Raw genomic sequence first — 19,587 nt, forward strand, 5'->3', positions numbered from 1 at the left:
CTAACGGGCAGGTTTCACGTACTTGGCGATCACATGCGCGACTTCCGCGTCACTGGCGAAGTCTCCGCGCTCAGCTTCGGCCAGCCCTGCTTCGATTTCGGCAAGTTGCCAGGCTTCTCGCTCCACTAATTCCTCGATCGCGCGCGCAGCAACATCGGAGCGTGGCTGGCCGAGCTTTTCCGCCAGCTCATCGAGCTTCGCAGCCGTCGCTTCCGACACGTGGACAGTGAAGGCGGTCATGGATCTGCCTCGAGTTTCCTGGCGAGTGTGGGTGAACGAAGGCGGAACGTCAACCACCTCTATGTGCGGTCTTCGAAGGAGCTGGTGCTCACTCCGCCCAATGCGCCCGCAGCGCCGTCGCGATGCTCTGCGGCCGCTCGACGATGCTCCAGTGACCCGCATCCTGCTCGACATGCAATCGCGCGCCGTGCGCTAGCGCGAACCGGCTGAGCGTGTCGAGCGGCACGAACGAATCCTGCGTGCCCGAAATCACCAGTCCCTGCCGCGGCAGTTTGTCGAGCCGCGCGATCCAGTCGCCTTTGAAGCGCAGCCCGTCGGCGGAGCGATACAGCGCGAGGATCGCCCGGCGCATCGGCGCCTGCCACGCCGCGGCTTCGCGCGCCGCCAGCTCGGATGGCAATCCGCTCTGCCGGAACATCCGTGCCATGGCAGCTTGCGACGACACCGCCATGAAGATCTCGCCGAGCACGGGCGTGTTCCAGATCCGCGCGATGCGATGGCCGCGATAGTCCGGATCGAGCGCACCACCGGCGACAGCCCAAGAACGCACCAGCTCGGGCCGCAGCGATGCCGCGCGCAGCACCAGCAGCGCGCCCCAATCATGCCCGACCAGATCGAGCGGCCCGAACGCCGCATGCTGTGCTTCCATCAGCGCGACCAGCCAGTCGGCGTAGGCATCCTTGGTGCAGGCGAAACCCGGCGGCACATCGTCGTCGAAGCCGGGAAGGCCGGGCACTGCCACGGTCTCGCCGAGCGTTGTGATCAGCGAGCCCCAGATCGCAGGCGTGTCCGGCACGCCGTGGACGAAGATGCGGTTGGTCATGAGATCATGCTACCACACCCTCGATCTTCGTATTCGGCGAAATTTTCTCTTTCCTTTTTTCAGAAAACGTGCTTCTCTACGCCATCCCGCCTCATCGGAGAGGGGCGTACGCGTCGTCACGATACGTGGAGTGCGGGGAGCGATGGCCGTGAGGCGCCGGTGGACGACCGGCGTCATGCGGACGGCGAAGTCGTGTGGTCCTGGCCTCCCGGTGCCGAGGTCAAATCGTAGCGGCGCTGACGCGCGGCTGTGGTGACGGGGTCAATCAGCCGGTCCCCGAGGAGAGCGCGAAGGAAGCCGTAAAGCCATTGCGCAGGGAAGGCCGGGAGGTTCTGGCCGTACCTGTGGTTCCTGCCCCGTGCATTTTCTGTCGCACGGGGGCCGCGGGTGTCGGCAGACACTCGGCCTTCCCTGCACCCTCGATTGGCGAGGGGCGATGCTGATGATCAGCCCGGGCACGATGGTGTCGCGGGAGCGGAGAGGTGTGTGCGGATGCGGCTTTGTGCGCCAAACACCGCCGTCATTGCGAGCGAAGCGAAGCAATCCAGGGCTACACGCGCGACTCTGGATTGCTTCGCTTCGCTCGCAATGACCGTGGAGGGAGCGTGTTTCACCTACAGCTGTCATCGTCCGCGGAGGCGGACGATCCAGTATTCCAGAGGCGGTCGTGAGTCAGCCGAGAGGCCGCGGCGTACTGTATACGCCGCTTTCGCGGGGTATGACGGCGGAGGACCGGGCGGCGGCACGGGCTCCTGCGCAAGGGAAGCGGGCCCTGGCGCGAGAGAGGAAGGGACAGAGGCAGCAAGGTCCAATACGTCACCCCTCCTGACCCTTATTCGGCGTTGCGAGGCCCTCTTATTCCCGGTAAAAGCACCGTCGAAGGCACCTCGGCAACACTCCATCAATGGTTTTGCCGCACCATTTTCGTGTCTTCGCAAAGGGTTTGGCAATGCTGATTCGCAGCGCAGAGATCGAGGCCATCGCCGGGGCAGACGCCCGGTCGATCGCGCTCGCCTCGCTGCCGCCTCGCGGCCTGACCGGCGCGCTTGAGCTTCTGCTTCTTAGCTGCCCCTGAGGGCCGGCTGGGCGGGATGCGCCTGGGCACTCAGGGGGCTGCTTCGACACCGAAACACCCTTCAGCGCCCGATGTTCAGAGATCCTGACAGACAGCGCACCACCTTCAGACTTCGAGGAATAGCCAATGTCCAATACCGTTCAGTCCGACAAGGACCGCGTCGTCATTTTCGACACCACCCTGCGCGACGGCGAGCAGTGCCCCGGCGCCACCATGACGTTCGAGGAGAAGCTCAACATCGCGGCGATGCTGGACGACATGGGCGTCGACATCATCGAGGCCGGTTTTCCGATTGCGTCGGACGGCGATTTCGAGGCCGTCAACGAGATCGCCAAGCGGTCGAAGAACGCGGTGATCTGCGGCCTGTCGCGCGCCGGCGCCAAGGATATCGACCGCTGCGCCGAGGCGATCCGCCCCGCTAAGCGCGGCCGCATCCACACCTTCCTGTCCACCTCGCCGGTGCACATGAAGTACAAGCTGCAGATGGACCCGCAGCAGGTCTATGAGCTGGTGGTCTCCTCGGTGACGCGCGCGCGCAACCACACCGACGACGTCGAATGGTCGTCGGAGGACGGCACCCGCACCGAGTTCGACTTCCTGTGCCGCTGTGTCGAGGCCGCGATCAAGGCCGGCGCCACCACGATCAACATTCCGGACACCGTCGGCTACGCCGTGCCGGAAGAGTATTACGACCTGTTCAAGCGCGTCCGCGAGACGGTGCCGAATTCCGACAAGGCGGTGTTCTCCGTCCATTGCCACAATGATCTGGGCATGGCGGTCGCCAACTCGATGGCCGGCGTGCGCGCCGGCGCCCGCCAGATCGAATGCACCATCAACGGCATCGGCGAGCGCGCCGGCAACGCGGCCCTGGAAGAGGTCGTGATGGCGATGCGCGTGCGCAACGACAAGCTGCCGTTCTGGAACAAGATCGACACCACGCAGCTGACCCATGCCTCGAAGGTGGTGTCGGCGGCGACCTCGTTCCCGGTGCAGTACAACAAGGCGATCGTCGGCAGGAACGCCTTCGCGCATGAGAGCGGCATCCACCAGGACGGCATGCTGAAGAACGCGCAGACCTACGAGATCATGCTGCCGGAGACGGTCGGCGTGAAGCAGACCTCGCTGGTGATGGGCAAGCATTCCGGCCGCCACGCCTTCATCCACAAGCTGGAGGAGATGGGCCACAAGCTGTCGAGCAACCAGGTCGAGGACGCCTTCGTCCGCTTCAAGGCCTTGGCCGATCGCAAGAAGCAGATCTACGACGAGGACATCGAGGCGCTGATCGACGAGGGCATGGTGAGCGCCCATGACCGCATCAAGCTGCTGTCGTTGTCGGTCATCGCCGGCACCCGCGGCCCGCAGCGCGCCACCATGAAGCTCGACATCGACGGCGTGACCAAGATCGAGGAGAGCGAGGGCAACGGCCCGGTCGACGCGGTCTTCAACTGCATCAAGTCGCTGGTGCCGCACGAGGCCAAGCTGGAGCTGTACCAGGTCCACGCGGTCACCGAGGGCACCGACGCGCAGGCCGAGGTCTCGGTCCGGCTGTCGCAGGACGGCCGCTCGATGACGGCGCGTGCGGCTGATCCCGACACATTGGTGGCGTCGGCGAAGGCCTATCTCGGCGCCTTGAACAAGCTGGTGATGAAGCGCCAGCGCGACGTCGCGCAGGGGCACGGCGCGTCGGCGGCCGCTGCGAGCTGAATCACGAGTCGTCATTCCGGGGCAGCCGCGAAAGCGGCTGAACCCGGAATCTCGAAGTTGGTTTGCACCAGCTCCGACAACATCGAGGTTCTCCGATGCGCAATTGCGCATCTGAGGTTCAGCCCTGCGGGCTGCCCCGAAACGACCAACAGGAAGCGGCGAGCCTCTCATCGCAACGCCGCTCGGACTTGTTTCACTCCGTCATTCCGGGGCGCGCGGAGCGCGAGCCCGGAATCCATACCCCCGATCGTGGTTATGGATTCCGGGCTCGCTCGCTTTGCTCGCGCCCCGGAATGACGGCGGAGGTGGACGTTCGCTGCTGCGCCGCAGCACGCGAATCCCGCCCGTGCTGCTAACGGTCAATGGCATTCCCGGCCCGCAGCCGCTAACACTATGCTTGGCATACAAAGCGGGGGCGTCATTGCAATGCCCCCCGAATCTCGGGAGGACATTTTGCAGCAGCTCAAACTCCGCCATCTGATCGCCACCGCCACCTCGCTCGCGGTGCTCGCGCTGGCCGGCCCGGCGCTGGCCGCCGACAATCCGATCGTGATCAAGTTCAGCCACGTCGTGGCCTCGAACACGCCGAAGGGCCTCGCCGCCGACAAGTTCAAGGAACTCGCCGAGAAGTACACCGACGGCAAGGTCAAGGTCGAAGTCTACCCGAACTCGCAGCTTTACAAGGACAAGGAAGAGCTCGAGGCGCTGCAGCTCGGCGCCGTGCAAATGCTGGCCCCGTCGAACTCGAAGTTCGGCCCGATCGGCATCAAGGAATTCGAGGTGTTCGATCTGCCCTACATCCTGCCGGACCTCGCCACCTTGCGGAAGGTCACCGACGGCCCGCTCGGCGCCAAGCTCCTGAAGCTGCTGGAGCCGAAGGGAATGATCGGCTTGGCCTACTGGGACAACGGCTTCAAGCAGATGAGCGCCAACAAGAAGCTGGTCGATCCCGCCGACTACAAGGGCCTGAAGTTCCGCATCCAGTCGTCGAAGGTGCTGGACGCGCAGTTCCGCACGCTCGGCGCCATCCCGCAGGTGATGGCCTTCTCCGAAGTCTACCAGGCGCTGCAGACCGGGGTCGTCGACGGCCAGGAGAATACGCCCTCGAACATCTATACGCAGAAGATGCACGAGGTGCAGAAGTACATCACGCTCACCAATCACGGCTACATCGGCTACGTCGTGGTCGTGAACAAGAAGTTCTGGGACGGCCTGCCGCCGGATATCCGCGCCGCCTGCGACAAGGCGATGAAGGAAGCCACGGCCTACGGCAACAGCCAGTCGGCCAAGGAGAATGACGACGCGCTGGAGGAGATCCGCAAGTCCGGCAAGTCCGAGCTGGTGAAGCTGACGCCTGCGCAGGACGAGGCGATGCGCAAGGCGATGCAGCCGGTCTACAAGGATGTCGCAGGCCGCGTCGGCCAGCCGCTGATCGACGAGTTTCTGAAGGAGACCCGCGGCACGACCAACTGACACGGATGAGACGCTTGATGCGCGGGCGGGTGGCCCGCGCATCGTCGCGATGCAGAACAACAGACGGCGTATCCAAGCGCCGCGCATGACCTGATTGTGGGGGTAGGGGACTTGAGCTTCCTGTTGCGCATCCTCGATCGGCTCGAGGAAATCCTGATCGCATTCCTGATCGCGGCTGCGACCTCGATCATCTTCGTGGCCGTGCTGCACCGCTATCTCGTCGGCGTGCCCTTCCTCTATCCGATCCTGTTCCCGATCGACCTGTCCTGGGCGCAGGAGCTCTGCATCTACATGTTCGTGTGGATGGCCAAGTTCGGCGCCGCCTACGGCGTGCGCACCGGCATCCATGTGGGCGTCGACGTCGTGGTGAACATGCTCCGGCCGTCGCTGCGCAAGGTGACCATCCTGTTCGGCCTGTTGTGCGGAGCGCTGTTCACCGCGATCATCGGCACCATGGGCGCCAAGTTCGTCTATGGCCTGTCGATGACCGACCAGGTGACGCCGGACATGGAGATCCCGAGCTGGCTGGTCTATCTCTGCATCCCGCTCGGCTCCTATTTGATGTGCTTCCGCTTCCTGCAGGTCGCCTGGCACTATCTCCGCCACGACGAGCTGCCGCATCATGACCATGCCTATGTCGAGGGCGTCGATGCCGCGGGCGTGGAGGCCATGCGATGAGCAGCCTCCTGATCTTCAGCCTGCTCATCTTCCTGATGCTGACGGGCATGCCGATCTCGATCGCGCTCGGCCTCACCGTGCTCTCATTCGTCTTCTTCATGACGAACGTGCCGACGGAATCCGTCGCGCTGAAGCTGTTCACGGGCATCGACAATTTCGAGATCATGGCGATCCCGTTCTTCATTCTCGCCGGCAACTTCCTGACCCATGGCGGCGTCGCGCGACGGATGATCAACTTCGCGACCTCGATGGTCGGGCACTGGTATGGCGGCCTCGGGCTTGCCGGTGTGATGGCCTGCGCGCTGTTCGCCGCGGTGTCCGGCTCGTCGCCGGCGACCGTGATCGCGATCGGCTCGATCATGCTGCCGGCGATGGTCAAGCAGGGCTTTCCAAAGCGCTTCGGCGCCGGCGTGATCACCACGTCGGGCGCGCTGGGAATCCTGATCCCGCCATCGATCGTCATGGTCGTATATGCGGTGGCGACCGGCGGCAGCATCGCGCTCGATCCGGCCGGTCATCGCGTGTCGTCGGCCTCGGTCGGCCAGCTCTTCATCGCCGGCGTGATTCCGGGATTGATGCTCGCAAGCCTGCTCGGCTTCACCACCTTCTACCGCGCCTGGAAGAACGATTATCCGCGGTTGCCGCGCGCGAGCTGGGCCGAGCGGTTCACCGCGTTCCGCAAATGCATCTGGGGCCTGTTGCTGATCGTGATCGTGCTCGGCGGCATCTACACCGGCAAGTTCACGCCGACCGAAGCCGCCGCCGTCAGCGCCGTTTACGCCTTTGTCATCGCCGTGTTCGTGTATCGCGACATGTCACTGAAAGACGTGCCGAAGGTGCTGCTCGGCTCCGCAAACATGAGCGCGATGATCCTCTACATCATCACCAACGCCGTGCTGTTCTCGTTCCTGATGGCGAACGAGAACATCCCGCAGCAGATCGCCAACTGGATGGCGGCGGCCGGCGTCAACTGGATCGTATTCCTGCTCGTCGTGAACATCCTCTTGCTGCTCGCGGGTAACGTCATGGAGGCGACCTCGATCGTGCTGATCATGGCGCCGATCCTGTTTCCGGTGGCGGTCAAGCTCGGCATCCATCCGGTGCATCTCGGCATCCTGATGGTGGTCAACATGGAGGTCGGCATGTGCCATCCGCCTGTCGGGCTGAACCTCTATGTCGCCTCCGGGATCGCCAAGATGGGCATTACCGAGCTCACGATCGCCGTAATGCCGTGGCTGCTGACGATGCTCGGCTTCCTCGCGCTCGTCACCTACGTGCCGGAAATCTCGCTGTGGTTGCCGCGGATGCTGGGAATGCTTTGAGGCGCAGCAATCAATTGAAACCGAATTGCAAAAACAGGGAGGTATTTGAAGTAATTACATCTTCGTAAGGTCGTACACTCTGTCCAAACTGTAAGTTGAATGCCCGGAACGGCCGGCTCATGCTGGCCCGGCTTTCCAAGGAGGTTGGCATGAGAAGGTTCACGATTGCCGCTGTCGCCGTGCTCGCCATTGCCGGTTCGACCGCGGTCTACGCCCAGCGCGGCTGGTTTCACGACCACATGCACCACGCGCGCATGAACCCGGAGGATCGCGTTGCGATGCTCGATGCGCGAATCGCTGCGGTCCATGCCGGCCTGAAACTGAACGCGGACCAGGAGAAGCTGTGGCCGCCGGTCGAGAGCGCGGTGCGCGATCTCGCCAAGCTGCGCTTCGACCGCGCCAATGCGCGGATGAAGGCCGCCGACGACGCCCAGGACAGGGACGTCGATCCCGTAGCCCGGCTGCGCGAGCGGGCCGACACCATGGCTGTGACGGCCGATGCGATGAAGAAGATCGCCGACGCCGCCGACCCGCTCTACAGGACCCTCGATGAAGGCCAGAAGCGCCGGCTGTCGATGCTGACGCGCCCGATGGGCCGCATGATGGGACCGGACGGCCCGCGCCACCACCGCTGGATGGAGCGCGGCGAGGGCGACGGTCCGCGCTTCGGCGAGCATCGATTCGGCCCGGGCCGCATGGGCTGGTCGGACGACGACCGCGACTCCGGGCGGCTCTGACGATCGGTTAACGATCCGTCTGATGTCGCTTGGAATTTCGCTTGGGGAAAACCGCCGCCAGCCGGCGGTTTTTCTGCATCGAAAACGCCGAAAAATCGTCAGGGATCGCTGGACATCCCGGAATCGCTTTGCTAAACGACCGGCTCTTGCGAAGGCTTTCTCCGGACGCAAGCTCCGGGCGCATAGCTCAGTTGGTAGAGCAGCTGACTCTTAATCAGCGGGTCCTAGGTTCGAGCCCTAGTGCGCCCACCAAGCCTTTCCAGGACTCAGGCCGGATCGACCGGAGTCGTTGCGACAATCTCCTTCACGACGCTTCCGGAAACCGGTTTTGGGGGGCGCGTGATGCGCGGCTACCGCGGAGTCCTCCGGCATCGCAGCAGGCTGTGCGGGGACCGACCAAAAGCCTTTTTGAAAGCTCGGCTGAAATGGGACAGGTCGCTGAAGCCGAAGCTCATCGCGGCGTCGGTGACGCTTCTGACGCGCCCCTCGGCGAGTGCATTGTAGCTGGCCGCAAGACGCTGCTGCCAGAGCCAGCGAGATGGAGTTGTCCCTTCGGCCGCAAACAATCGATTGAGGGTGCGTGTGGCCATGTTCTGCTTCGCAGCGATGGTATCGATATCGAGCTCGCAATCATGAAGGTTGTCGACGATGAAGCGTTTCACTTGATCCAGGCGTCGGCCGCGCTCGAGATCCAGCGACTCCAGGTCAGTCAGCTCGGCCTCGAGCGTCGCAGCTAGAATGTCCACAGCCGACATGCTCAAGCGGCGGATGACGTCGTATCGCGCAACGCTCTCAAGCCCGAGCAACTGACACACGACCGAGCCGGCGAGCGTCGCGAATCTGGATTGGCCGTCGATCCGCCGGGCAGTCAAGCGATGCATCTCCGGGAGACGAGCGGTCAGCAATGGTCTCGGACACGTCAGAACGATCGAACTCGAATCTTGACCGAACTGAAGGGCGAACGGCTTGGACTGGTCATATACGATCAGGTCACCGGGGCGCATTCGCGCCTCACGGTCGTCTTGTACGAAGGCGGCCTCTCCTCGGACGATGAGGAGTGTCGTGAAATGATCGCGCGGGTCCTTGCGGATTTCGTCCGCTCCCCGCGTGATACGGATCAAATTGTCCGCGGGCGTCGAAGACGACGTTTCACTGAGAACCAAATCGCCGAATTGCCGCGTGGAGATCTGCGCCGAGAAGTGGCGGTCCGAGATCGGGCGGCGACATTCTGTCAGCGAATAGTCGCGGCAAGTCACCTGGTGCCAGTGTTCAAAGCCGTCCTTTGGCGTCACGGCGCTGGTGCTTGCGAGTCTAAGCATCAGTTTCTCCAACGGGCAAAGCTTTCACGTCGAGGCGGTCTTGCCAATAAGCCGGCGCCGGCAGTTTCCTCGTCTGTCCGCGAGGAGTTTGGCTTCCCAGGACCTTTACTGGCAATGACGATTTTCTAACGTCGATGGGCACTGGATTGTGCGGCACGACGATAACCAGGAAACACGCGGTCCGTTCGTTGCGGGGTAGGTCGCCTGCTGCGCTGCGGCATGCCGGTGAAAGCAAGCACGTCGTCGCACGAAGGCTGGCGCTGGATTGGCGGCCAGCGTTTCCGCCGCGATTGCGGCTGGCCGAACAGCAACAATTGGCGGCCTGAGTCCAAAAGGTGGCGCTGCGGGCCAAGCGTCTCGACGGCCGCCGTGCTCTGGTTCAGGCGAGGCCGATGAGCCGGAGGCGTGTTGGAGCAAGCTGTGGATCGTTCTCCGTCACTGTCCATTGCAGAAGGAGATGCTTCGCCCCGCTCATCTCCAGGCGTTCGCGAGCCGGCAAATGCATGAGCAACGGATGTGCATCTCCATCCGTCAGCCTTCGAGCGTTGCGCGTCCGAGCAGGCAAGCTGTGTCGCAGGACAGATCATCTCGACCGGTTGCAGAACGACACCCGGCGGAGCCGGCTTTGCCGTCGAACGGCGATCGGGCTGACGTCGCCCGGCGACGGCTCATCAATCGAGCGGCCCGACCGTGACCAAGCGACGCGCGAAGCAAGCGTTCTTCGCAACCGGGGTGGGAAGTGACGCGGCCGGCCGCGTGACCATGGGCCGGTGTTCGATCAACCGATGATTTGCAGGAGGGATGTCGTGAGCGGGACCAGCAAGTTCACAGCGAAGGTCGGGAGCGGGAAGATCAGCCGGCGGAGCCTACTGAGGGCTGCGGGAACGGCGGGCCTCGCTGCGGCGGGCAACGTGCCGCTGGTCAATATCGCGGGGGCGGCCTCCACCACCATCAAGATAGGCTGGTGCGGATGCCTGTCGGGTGTGCGCGCCGCCTTTGCGGAGCCGGACCCCTGGATCCACGAGCGGATGAAAAATCTCGTCAAGGATGGCCTGAAGATCGGTGGCAAGACCTACGCCGTTGAATTCGTGATCAAGGACAATCAGTCCGATCCCAACCGCTCAGCGGTCGTCGCAAGCGAGCTCGTGCTTCGTGAGAAATGCGACCTCATCCTGGTCGAGGACGGCGATGCGCAGATCCCGATCGGCGAATTGGCCGATGCGCGCGGTGTGCCGACGATCTCGACCATGCTGCCCTGGCAAGGCTGGATGTTTCCGCGCAAATCGACGCCGGACAAGGGCTTTCCCTATACGTTCCATTTTTTCTGGGGCGCCGATGACGTCGTCAAGAATTTCGTGGGCATGTGGCAGTCGGTCGAGACCAACAAGAAGGTGGGAACGCTCTACATCGACAATCCGGCTGGCACCGCATTCTCGGATCAGCAACTCGGCCTGCCAGCCGGCATCAAGCAAGCCGGCTTCCAAGAGATCTCGACGGGAAGCTTCCAGATCGCGACCGACGATTTTTCCAATCAGGTCTCGACGTTCAAGAATGCAGGCGCGGAGATCGTTTCGGGCTTCACCTACGGCAATCATTGGGTGACGCTGTGGAATCAGGCCGCGCAGGCCGGCTTCAAGCCACAGATCTGCACGGTCGCGGCCGCCTTCCTGTTCCCGAGCGCGGTCAACGCGCTCGGGGATCGCGGCGACGGCATGTCGACGGAAGTCTGGTGGACGCCGGCCTATCCGTTCAAGTCCTCCCTCACCGGCCAGTCCGCGGCCGAACTCGCAGCCGAATGGGAGAAGGCGACCGGAAGGCAATGGACCCAGCCGATCGGCTATGCCCACGCCTTGTGGGAGGTCGGCTTCGCGGCGCTTCGCAACAGCGATCCGAAGGATAGGAATGCGCTGCGCGATGCCGTTGCCGGCCTCGATCTCGAAACGGTGGTCGGCCCGGTCAAGTTCAAGAACAGCCCGATCAAGAACGTCGCGGTGACCTCGCTGTCCGGCGGGCAGTGGCGAAAGAGCAAGGGTGGCAAGTCGCCCTACGAACTTCTGATCGTGCACAACGGCACCGCTCCGTTCATCCCGAAGCAGGCCGATCTCGCCCTGCTGTCGAAGCTGGTTTGAACGGCCACGGCGGATCGGCGCGGACGGACAATCCAATGGTCGAAGTGCTGCGCATTGCAGGTCTCTGCAAGAATTTCGGGGTCATCCGGGTTGCCGATGACCTCGATGTCGAACTCGCTCTTGGCGAATGTCTAGGCGTGATCGGACCGAATGGCGCCGGGAAGAGCTCGCTGTTGAACCTGATTGTTGGATTGATCAGGCCCGATGCCGGCTCAATCAGCCTGGACGGTCGGGAGATCAGCGGCCTTCCCGCTCACCGGCGGGTCCGCTTCGGTATTGGCAGGGCCTTTCAGATTCCGCAGCCGTTCCCGCACTTGACGGTCTTTGAAAACGTTCTCGTGGCGGCGACTTACGGCGGCGGTCTGCATGGCATGGCGGCAACCGACTGGGCGATGGACGTCCTTCGCCGCACATCGCTCGGCGGCAAGGCGGATCACATCGCCGGCGCCCTTCCATTGATCGACCGCAAGCGTCTCGAATTCGCCAAGGCGCTCGCCTCGAGGCCGCGCTTGATCCTGCTCGACGAGATCGCGGCGGGTCTGACCGAGCCCGAGGTCGAGCGGCTGATCGAGATCATCGCGGGCGTGAAGGCCGATCATGCCATGATCTGGATCGAGCATATTCCACATGCCCTGCGGGCGGTCGCCGATCGTATCCTGGTCCTGAATTTCGGCCGCAAGGTCCTCGAGGGGCCGCCGCGCGAGGTGATGGAAAGCCGCACGGTCAAGGAGATCTACATGGGATTGACGGCCGATGACGTTGCTTGAAGTCGAAGGCCTCGATGTCTTTCATGGCGACCTTCAGGCGATCTTCGGGCTCGCGTTTTCCGTGGCCGAGCGCGAGGCGGTTGCGCTCGTCGGCGCCAACGGCGCCGGCAAGACCACGTTCCTGCGCGCGCTCGTCGGCCTGATCGACAGCAGGCAGGGCGAGGTTCGGTTCGACGGCCGCAATATCCAGGACATGCCGGCGGAGCACATCGCGCGTCTCGGTCTCGGCATGGTGCCCGAGGGGCGCATGCTGTTTGATACCTTGACGGTCGAGGAAAATCTCCTGATGGGGCAGGTGAGCCGGCGCTCGGGCTCATGGACGCTGCGGCGCGTGTTCGACCTGTTTCCGGTCCTCGAGCAGCGGCGCAACCATCTGCCACGCCAGCTTTCGGGCGGGCAACAGCAGATGGTCGCGATCGGCCGCGCACTGATGTGCAACCCGCGCCTGCTGCTCTGCGACGAGATCTCGCTCGGCCTCGCCCCGGTGATGGTCGAGCAGATCTATGGCGCCTTCGGTGACATCCGCAAGGAAGGAACGGCGCTGGTGCTGGTCGAGCAGGACGTCAAGCGCGCGAGCAGCGCCAGCGATCGCATCTACTGCCTGTTGAAGGGACGCGTGTCGCTGACCGCGAGGGCCGGCGATGTGAGCGTTGCTGAATTGACGCAAGCCTATTTCGGGATGTGAGCGGGACATGGCGTGGATCGAGACGCTGGTGAACGGAGCCCTGCTGGGCGGTCTCTACGGCCTGCTCGGCATCGGACTTGCGCTCGTCTTTGGCGTGATGCGGCTGGTCAACATCGGGCATGGCGAGTTCATGGTGCTGGCCGCCTATCTCGCCGTCATGCTGGTCGGCCTGTTTCCCCAGGTGCACCCGTTGCTGGTGTTGATCCCGGTCATCATGGCGGCCTTCGGCGTCGGCTTCCTCTATCAGGCCGCGATCATGAATCGGGTGGCTCGGGCGCCGGATCCACTCGCACCGCTGCTGCTGACCTTCGGCGTCTCCATCGTGTTGCGCAACCTGATGGTCGAGGTGTTCGGTGCCGACGTCAGGAGCCTTCAGCTCGGCGCGCTTTCGCGTGCCAGCATCAGCGTGTTCGGATTGAGCGTCGGGGTCATGCCGCTGCTGACACTGATCGCGGCGGTGTTGTTGTTCCTGGTACTGCAATGGGTGCTCAAGCGCACGGTCTTCGGCCGCATCGTCCGGGCGACCGCCGACCGTCGCGACATCGTGCGCCTGTTCGGCGTCAAGCCGGACCTGGTCTACAACTACGTGATGGGCCTGTCGCTGGCGCTTGGCGCGATCGGAGGGGTGCTGCTGGCGGTGCGCTCGAGCTTCACGCCGTTTTCAGGCGTGGAGCGTCTGCTGATTGCCTTCGAGGTCGTGGTGCTCGGCGGCATCGGCTCGTTCTGGGGCGCGTTGCTCGGAGGGATCGTGCTTGGGATGGCGCAACTCGCCGGCCTGAAATGGGATCCGAATGCGGGCCTGCTCTATGCGCATCTGCTTTTCTTCGTGATGCTCCTGATCCGTCCTGCGGGTCTGGTGGCGAGCAGAGTCTGATCCCATGAAGACGATTGCGATCAGCTTTGCCGTCATAGCCGCGCTGCTCGCGGCCGGGCCGTGGCTTCTCGGCGAGGGCGCGCTGCGGTTTGTGACCGAGTGCCTCCTGATCCTGGCGATGGCGCAGATGTGGAATCTGCTCGCGGGCTATGCCGGTCTCGTCTCCTTCGGTCATCAGGTGTTTGTCGGAATCGGGGCCTATGGACTGTTCCTGATCTCCGACACGCTCGGTCTGTCGCCGTATTGGGTTCTGCCGATCGCGCCGCTTGCCTGCGCCATCGTCGCTTCCGTCATCGCGCTGCCGCTGTTCCGGCTGCGTGAAGCCTATTTCTCGATCGCGATGTGGGTCTTCTCCGAGATTGTCGCCGCGCTGGTGATGAAAGCCATGTGGCTCGGGGGAACCGCGGGGCTGCCGCTGAAGTCGAGCCGCCTGCTCGACCTCGATTGGTTCGAGCCGGGGCTGTTCTGGATTGCGGCTGCGCTGGCGCTGGGGACGATCGGCGGCCTTTTCCTCCTGATGAGGTCCGGCTTCGGTCTCGGTCTTATGAGCGTGCGCGACAACGATCTGGCCGCCATGAGTGTCGGCGTCGACGTCCAGCGTAACCGCTTCATTGTTTTCGTGCTGTCCGCAGCCGGCTGCGGGCTTGCCGGGGCGGTGTCGTTTCTCGGCAACCTCTATGTCTCGCCGGCCGCGGCCTTCGACGTGAACTGGGTCGTCTACATGATGTTCATCGTGATGATCGGCGGTATCGGCACGCTCGAAGGCCCGATCATCGGCACGGTGATCTTCTTCGGCCTGCGTGAGCTGATCACCGGCCAGCTCGGCTATTCCGCCGGCTGGTATCTGGTCGCTTTGGGCACCGTCGGCGTGATCGTCATGCTCTGGTCCCCGCGAGGCCTGTGGCCGCCGCTGCGCGACCGCTTCGGCCTCAAGCTTCTCGGCGTCGGGCGGAGGGCGCCGACCGCACCTGACCTTCCGCCACTGGCCCGAAACGCCGGACAATTGGGATGATTGGCATGTCTGCTGACGAGACTTGTTTCCTGACCGCCACCGAGCAGCGCGCGTTGCTCCTCGCGCGCCGCATCAGTGCCCTCGAATTGCTCGAGCTGCATCTTGATCGGATCAAGCGCGTCAACCCGTCCTGCAATGCCGTGGTCGCGCTCGATGAAGAGGGCGCTCGCCGGCAGGCTCGCGCCGCCGACGAAGGGCTGGCACGAGGAGAGAAGGCTCATCCGCTGCATGGTTTGCCGATGACCATCAAGGATTCCTTCGCTGTCGCGGGCATGGCTGCGACCTGCGGCCTGGAGGAGCTACGCGACTATCGGCCGCGCGAGGACGCGGTCGCGGTCGCAAAAATCCGCGCCGCCGGTGCGGTGATCTTCGGCAAGACCAACCTGCCGGCGGGAGCTGCCGACCACCAATCCTGCAACACGCTGTTCGGCCTGACGCGCAATCCGTTCGATGGTGAGCGGACCGTCGGCGGCTCCTCCGGCGGCTCCGCCGCGGCGCTCGCGGCCTGTTTGACCTCGCTCGAATTCGGCAGCGATATCGGCGGCTCGATCCGCGTGCCCGCCCATTTCTGCGGCGTCTATGGCCACAAGCCGAGCCACGGTCTCGTCAGCACCGAAGGGCACATTCCGCCGCCGCCCGGCCACGTCGCCTCTGTAGAGCTGGGCGTCGCGGGCCCCTTGGCACGAAGTGCGTTCGATCTCGAATTGCTGTTCGACGTGGTCCGCGGCCGGTCCGATATCGATGGTACCGGCGCCAGGCTGCAATTGCCGGCCGCGCGGCACGACGATCTCCGGTCGTTCCGGGTGGCCGTCTGGACTGACGCCTATCCGCTCGAGGATGCCTATGCGGCCGCGATCGAGGGGCTGGTCGATGATCTCACGCGCCTCGGCGTCAACGTGAACAGGCAGGCGCGGCCTCCGATCGATCCCGCCGCAAGCCACGATGTTTATATCCAAACCCTGTTCGGGATCATCGGCGCCGGGTTGCCGCCGCCCGCGCGCGAGCAGTTGCTCGCCGCTGGTGACACGGCCGCGAGCGGCAGCTATGCGCGCCGTGTCGCCGACGCGGTGCGCCAGTCGCTTCCGGAGCATTTCGCCGCCACGGAAGCGCGGCATCAGCTCTATCGCGCATGGCGCAGCTTCTTTGCCGACTACGACGTGCTGCTATGCCCGATCACGCCCACGGTGGCGTTCCCGCATGACATCGAACGGCTCGATCTCGCCGCGCAATTCACACGGCGCCTCGCCGCGAACGGCGGCACGATTCCGTACATGGACAATCTGGCCTGGCCCGGTCTGGTCACGGTCGCCAATCTGCCGGCCACCGCCATTCCGACGGGCCGCAGGGTCGGGAGCGTTCCTGCCGGTGTGCAGGTGGTCGGACCGTATCTCGGCGATCGCACCACGCTGCGGTTCGCCCAGCTCGTGGAGCAGGCATTGGGCGGCTTCGCTCGCCCGCTCGCCATCTGATCGGCAAGAGCCACGCCGATGGCCATTCGCGCTGGCCGTCCTGTCCCGCGTGTTCCCCAGGGAATGGTGATGTCGCCGCAGGCGTCGGCGTTGAGCGCCGGCGGCTGATCCGGGTCAGGCCATGCCTCACGCTGACATGGACGTCGCGCCGCAAGGCGCGCCACCCATACAGGCGCAACCAGCATGGGGCGAGGAGACGAAACGGGGCTCCACAATCCTCATCGTGCCGTGATCGACGAATCCTGAACGGGGGGCCGAGGGCGACACTCGTCTTGAGTGGCAAGCTGCGCTCGCAGCGCGTTCGTGCGTCCCGATGATCACGACGGGATGAGCGCCGGCGCCACTCCCTGCTGGCGCCACCCTCCATCTGCAGGCTGACGATCGCGACGATGGTAAGAGCGATCACTCTCCGTCCGAGGCACCATCGTTCGATCTGCCACCTCGGCGTGTCTGCGGAGGCTCTGGTGATCGCCAAAGGGGCGGAGCATGCCCGATTGGACGCCATACGCCCACAAATCGGTCAAAACCCACAATAGAGCGCATATCCTATCTTATTGAAAATGCGCAACTCCAGCGCTGGCACGACCTCTGCATGACCGTTTTGGCCGGTTGGAGTTTCGTTCCGCAAGATAGGGGAATGTCGATGCCTTCAGAATTTAGCCGCCGTCACTTCATGCAAGGTGCCGCGGCCGCCGCTGCGGCGGGCTACATGCAGATCAATCCGGATTTCGTTATTTCAAAAGCGTTCGCTCAGGCCGGAAAGACGATGACGTTTCTCTCGGCGGAGAACATCACCGGCAATTGGGACCCGACGGCCCACACCACGCTCTCGCAGAAGAACATCGAGGGCTTCGTCATGGGCTTCCTGACGCGCACGCCGATGAAGCTCGATAAGCCCGATGAGGTCGTCTACGAACTCGCGACCGACATCAAGCTGCTCGATCCCAACAAGCTCCAGATCAAGCTGCGCGAGGGTGTCGTCTTCCATGACAGCAAGCCCTTCAAGGCCGAGGACGTCAAGGCAACCTTCGAGTATGGGTCACGCGCGGACCGTCCGGCGCAATGGTACCCCGGACCGACCGAAACGCTGAAGATCGATACGCCCGACGACTACACCGTGATCGTCGACACGTCGAAGGGCGGCTATCCCGCTCATCTGTTCATGTTCCTCGCGGCGTTCCTGCCGATGATGTCGGCCAAGGACATCGCTGCCGGCCCCGGCGGCGTGCTGTCGCAGCGCCTCAACGGCACGGGCCCGTTCAAGTTCGTGGAGCAGCGCGGCAACTCGACCGTGATGGTGGCCAACGAGAGCTACTTCAAGGGCAAGCCGGCGATCGCCGGAATCAACTTCAACTTCGTCGGCGATTCCACGACCCGCATGCTGTCGCTGATGAACGGCCAGGCCTCCATCGTGGAGCGGCTCGAGCCCGAGCAGGTCGATACCGTCAAGGCCAATCCCGCCATCCACATCAATCGCGTCGTCTCGGTCGAGAACAAGTATCTCTGGTTCCGCTGCTCGAAGCCGCCGTTCAACGATCCGCGCATCCGGCTGGCCGCCTGCCATGCCATCAATCGCGATATGATCCTCGAGGTTCTCGGCAGCGCGGGGCACGCCTCGTCCAACTTCATTTCGCCGGTGAAGTTCGGCTATTTCGACCTGCCGAACTATCCGAAGTTCGACCCTGCGAAGTGCCAAGCGCTGCTCGCGGAGGCCGGCTTTCCCAAGGGCAAGGGGCTGCCACCGCTCGAATACATCACCTCGGTCGGCTTCTATCCGAAGACCAAGGAGTACGGCGAGGTCCTCACTGCGATGCTCAACGAGCAGGGTTTCAATGTCAGCCTGACCGTGCTGGAGCCTGCGGCGTGGAACGAGCGGCTGTATCACCGTCCCGGCGGCGGCCCCGGCCACATGGTCGACTGCGGCTGGTCGACCGGTTCGCCGGAGCCTGATCTGATTCTGCGCACGCACTTCCATTCGACGTCGCATCGCATCTGCGGCATCGAGGATCCCGCGATCGACGCCTCGCTCGACAAGGAGCGCAGCGCGCCGACTCTCGAAGAGCGCAAGAAGATCCTGCAGACCGAGACGATGCCGCTCATCGCCTCGAAGATGCCGGCGCTGTCGCTGTTCACGTCGGTGATGATCCACGCGATGCAGAAGGACTATGCCGGGCTGTTCATCTATCCCGACGGCTCGATGGACGCGTCGAAGAGCGCCGCCTGACACGATCCGAGCCGCACCTCGATGCGAGGTGCGGCTCCCGCTCCCTCCGATGAGGTTCGCGAATGTTCACGTTGAATTTCCTGATCCGTCGCCTCGCGCAGGGCGTGGTCATCATCGGCCTCGTGTCGCTGCTGATCTTCACGCTGCTGCGCGTCGTTCCCGGCGATCCCGTGCGGCTCATGGCCGGAGGCATGGCGCCGGAGGCACTGATCGAGAAGATCGCCAAGGACATGGGGCTGCGCGATCCGATCATCGTGCAGTTCGGCCGCTACATGGGATCCGTGTTGCAGGGAGACCTGGGGCAGTCCTTCGTGCGTCCGGCCAACGGGGCTGCGACCGGCGGTGCGAACTTCAACGACAGCACGCGCGGCGAGCGCGCCAAGGTGCTCACGCTGATCCTGGAGGCGCTGCCGATGACGCTTCAGCTCGCCGCGGTGACGCTGGCGATCGCGTTGCTGTTCTCCGCGCTCGTCGGCATCGCCGGCGGGCTCAACCCCGGCGGATGGCCCGACAAGCTCGCCTTCTACGTCTCGTCGGTCTTCATCTCGCTGCCTAATTTTTGGCTGGGCATCGTTCTGACGCTGCTGCTGTCGGTGAAGCTCGGCTGGCTGCCGGCCATCGGCTACAACGGCTTCGCCTACACCATTCTGCCGGCCGTCGTGCTGGCGGTCGAGATGTCGCCGGTGCTGATCCGCACGCTGGTCGGCGCGGTGTCGTCGCAGATGACGGAGCCGTATGTCTCGGTCGGGCGCGTGCGCGGCCTTGGCCGGACCCGCATCATCGCCAACCACGTGATGCGAAACGCGTCGGTCCCGCTGCTGAACCTGCTCGGCATCCAGTTCTCAAGCCTGCTCGGCGGCGTGATCATCGTCGAATACATCTTCGATTATCCAGGGCTCGGCCTGCTCACCATCAACGCCGTGCTGCAGCGTGACTTCCCTCTGATCCAGGGCATCGCGATCGTGACGAGCGCCATCTTCGTCGTGATCAACATCATTGTCGATCTCGTCGCGACGACGATCGACCCCCGGCTGGACTACTGAGCCCGAAGGCTTC

Annotated in this window: 17 protein-coding genes and 1 tRNA gene; 15 read left to right on the forward strand and 3 right to left on the reverse strand. The window is 63.9% G+C overall.

Annotation, left to right across the window (positions count from 1 at the left end):
• A complete protein-coding gene (locus ACQR1L_RS29200; RefSeq protein ID WP_434861379.1) occupies positions 1 to 240 on the reverse strand; it encodes a CopG family ribbon-helix-helix protein in 240 nt (79 codons plus the stop codon).
• Between the two features lie 88 nt (positions 241 to 328).
• A complete protein-coding gene (locus tag ACQR1L_RS29205) occupies positions 329 to 1,063 on the reverse strand; it encodes an alpha/beta fold hydrolase (RefSeq protein WP_434861380.1) in 735 nt (244 codons plus the stop codon).
• Positions 1,064 to 2,012: 949 nt separating this feature from the next.
• Between ACQR1L_RS29205 and ACQR1L_RS29210 the strand changes: the two genes are divergently transcribed.
• The 7 genes from ACQR1L_RS29210 (at position 2,013) to ACQR1L_RS29240 (ending at position 8,304) form a co-directional block, all read left to right on the forward strand.
• Positions 2,013 to 2,138, forward strand: a complete 126-nt coding sequence (locus tag ACQR1L_RS29210; protein ID WP_434861381.1) for a hypothetical protein — start codon at positions 2,013 to 2,015, stop codon at positions 2,136 to 2,138.
• 126 nt (positions 2,139 to 2,264) lie between these two features.
• Positions 2,265 to 3,842: a 2-isopropylmalate synthase gene (locus tag ACQR1L_RS29215; protein WP_434861382.1), complete on the forward strand. Its 1,578-nt coding sequence runs from the start codon at positions 2,265 to 2,267 to the stop codon at positions 3,840 to 3,842.
• A 453-nt stretch (positions 3,843 to 4,295) separates the two neighbouring features.
• Complete coding sequence (locus ACQR1L_RS29220) at positions 4,296 to 5,315, forward strand: TRAP transporter substrate-binding protein (RefSeq protein WP_434861383.1); 1,020 nt, start codon at positions 4,296 to 4,298, stop codon at positions 5,313 to 5,315.
• Positions 5,316 to 5,426: 111 nt separating this feature from the next.
• Positions 5,427 to 5,993, forward strand: coding sequence for a TRAP transporter small permease (locus ACQR1L_RS29225; protein ID WP_434861384.1), 567 nt, complete (start codon positions 5,427 to 5,429; stop codon positions 5,991 to 5,993).
• On the forward strand, positions 5,990 to 7,315 hold the full coding sequence (locus ACQR1L_RS29230; RefSeq protein ID WP_434861385.1) for a TRAP transporter large permease: 1,326 nt from the start codon (positions 5,990 to 5,992) through the stop codon (positions 7,313 to 7,315). The genes ACQR1L_RS29225 and ACQR1L_RS29230 overlap by 4 nt, the downstream gene beginning before the upstream one ends.
• A 149-nt stretch (positions 7,316 to 7,464) precedes the next feature.
• Complete coding sequence (locus ACQR1L_RS29235) at positions 7,465 to 8,052, forward strand: Spy/CpxP family protein refolding chaperone (protein ID WP_434861386.1); 588 nt, start codon at positions 7,465 to 7,467, stop codon at positions 8,050 to 8,052.
• 176 nt (positions 8,053 to 8,228) lie between these two features.
• Positions 8,229 to 8,304, forward strand: a tRNA-Lys gene (locus ACQR1L_RS29240).
• A 98-nt stretch (positions 8,305 to 8,402) separates the two neighbouring features.
• Here ACQR1L_RS29240 and ACQR1L_RS29245 read toward each other — a convergent pair.
• Entirely contained in the window at positions 8,403 to 9,371 is a 969-nt protein-coding gene (locus ACQR1L_RS29245; RefSeq protein WP_434861387.1) for a helix-turn-helix domain-containing protein, read from the reverse strand.
• 806 nt (positions 9,372 to 10,177) lie between these two features.
• Between ACQR1L_RS29245 and ACQR1L_RS29250 the strand changes: the two genes are divergently transcribed.
• The 8 genes from ACQR1L_RS29250 (at position 10,178) to ACQR1L_RS29285 (ending at position 19,574) form a co-directional block, all read left to right on the forward strand.
• A complete protein-coding gene (locus ACQR1L_RS29250) occupies positions 10,178 to 11,500 on the forward strand; it encodes an ABC transporter substrate-binding protein (RefSeq protein WP_434861388.1) in 1,323 nt (440 codons plus the stop codon).
• Positions 11,501 to 11,535: 35 nt separating this feature from the next.
• A complete protein-coding gene (locus ACQR1L_RS29255) occupies positions 11,536 to 12,267 on the forward strand; it encodes an ABC transporter ATP-binding protein (protein WP_434861389.1) in 732 nt (243 codons plus the stop codon).
• Positions 12,254 to 12,952 (forward strand): ABC transporter ATP-binding protein, encoded by a 699-nt coding sequence (locus tag ACQR1L_RS29260; RefSeq protein ID WP_434861390.1) that lies wholly within the window; start codon positions 12,254 to 12,256, stop codon positions 12,950 to 12,952. Before ACQR1L_RS29255 ends, ACQR1L_RS29260 begins: the two co-directional genes overlap by 14 nt.
• Before the next feature lie 7 nt (positions 12,953 to 12,959).
• Positions 12,960 to 13,826, forward strand: coding sequence for a branched-chain amino acid ABC transporter permease (locus ACQR1L_RS29265; protein ID WP_434861391.1), 867 nt, complete (start codon positions 12,960 to 12,962; stop codon positions 13,824 to 13,826).
• Positions 13,827 to 13,830: 4 nt separating this feature from the next.
• The gene (locus ACQR1L_RS29270; RefSeq protein WP_434861392.1) at positions 13,831 to 14,838 is read left to right on the forward strand and encodes a branched-chain amino acid ABC transporter permease; all 1,008 of its coding nucleotides are present in this window, start codon (positions 13,831 to 13,833) and stop codon (positions 14,836 to 14,838) included.
• 5 nt (positions 14,839 to 14,843) lie between these two features.
• Positions 14,844 to 16,307: an amidase gene (locus tag ACQR1L_RS29275; RefSeq protein ID WP_434861393.1), complete on the forward strand. Its 1,464-nt coding sequence runs from the start codon at positions 14,844 to 14,846 to the stop codon at positions 16,305 to 16,307.
• Positions 16,308 to 16,950: 643 nt separating this feature from the next.
• Positions 16,951 to 18,531, forward strand: coding sequence for an ABC transporter substrate-binding protein (locus tag ACQR1L_RS29280; RefSeq protein ID WP_434861394.1), 1,581 nt, complete (start codon positions 16,951 to 16,953; stop codon positions 18,529 to 18,531).
• Positions 18,532 to 18,593: 62 nt separating this feature from the next.
• Complete coding sequence (locus ACQR1L_RS29285; protein ID WP_434861395.1) at positions 18,594 to 19,574, forward strand: ABC transporter permease; 981 nt, start codon at positions 18,594 to 18,596, stop codon at positions 19,572 to 19,574.
• Positions 19,575 to 19,587: the final 13 nt, after the last annotated feature.

The organism is Bradyrhizobium sp. HKCCYLR20261 (assembly GCF_051168435.1).
Lineage (GTDB): Bacteria > Pseudomonadota > Alphaproteobacteria > Rhizobiales > Xanthobacteraceae > Bradyrhizobium.

Excerpts from the sequence above, each read along its gene's own strand:
- ACQR1L_RS29200 (WP_434861379.1), bottom strand. The coding sequence starts at position 240 with ATGACCGCCTTCACTGTCCACGTGTCGGAAGCGACGGCTGCGAAGCTC.
- ACQR1L_RS29205 (WP_434861380.1), bottom strand. The coding sequence starts at position 1,063 with ATGACCAACCGCATCTTCGTCCACGGCGTGCCGGACACGCCTGCGATC.
- ACQR1L_RS29210 (WP_434861381.1), top strand. The coding sequence starts at position 2,013 with ATGCTGATTCGCAGCGCAGAGATCGAGGCCATCGCCGGGGCAGACGCC.
- ACQR1L_RS29215 (WP_434861382.1), top strand. The coding sequence starts at position 2,265 with ATGTCCAATACCGTTCAGTCCGACAAGGACCGCGTCGTCATTTTCGAC.
- ACQR1L_RS29230 (WP_434861385.1), top strand. The coding sequence starts at position 5,990 with ATGAGCAGCCTCCTGATCTTCAGCCTGCTCATCTTCCTGATGCTGACG.
- ACQR1L_RS29235 (WP_434861386.1), top strand. The coding sequence starts at position 7,465 with ATGAGAAGGTTCACGATTGCCGCTGTCGCCGTGCTCGCCATTGCCGGT.
- ACQR1L_RS29245 (WP_434861387.1), bottom strand. The coding sequence starts at position 9,371 with ATGCTTAGACTCGCAAGCACCAGCGCCGTGACGCCAAAGGACGGCTTT.
- ACQR1L_RS29255 (WP_434861389.1), top strand. The coding sequence starts at position 11,536 with ATGGTCGAAGTGCTGCGCATTGCAGGTCTCTGCAAGAATTTCGGGGTC.
- ACQR1L_RS29260 (WP_434861390.1), top strand. The coding sequence starts at position 12,254 with ATGACGTTGCTTGAAGTCGAAGGCCTCGATGTCTTTCATGGCGACCTT.
- ACQR1L_RS29265 (WP_434861391.1), top strand. The coding sequence starts at position 12,960 with ATGGCGTGGATCGAGACGCTGGTGAACGGAGCCCTGCTGGGCGGTCTC.
- ACQR1L_RS29270 (WP_434861392.1), top strand. The coding sequence starts at position 13,831 with ATGAAGACGATTGCGATCAGCTTTGCCGTCATAGCCGCGCTGCTCGCG.
- ACQR1L_RS29275 (WP_434861393.1), top strand. The coding sequence starts at position 14,844 with ATGTCTGCTGACGAGACTTGTTTCCTGACCGCCACCGAGCAGCGCGCG.
- ACQR1L_RS29280 (WP_434861394.1), top strand. The coding sequence starts at position 16,951 with ATGCCTTCAGAATTTAGCCGCCGTCACTTCATGCAAGGTGCCGCGGCC.
- ACQR1L_RS29285 (WP_434861395.1), top strand. The coding sequence starts at position 18,594 with ATGTTCACGTTGAATTTCCTGATCCGTCGCCTCGCGCAGGGCGTGGTC.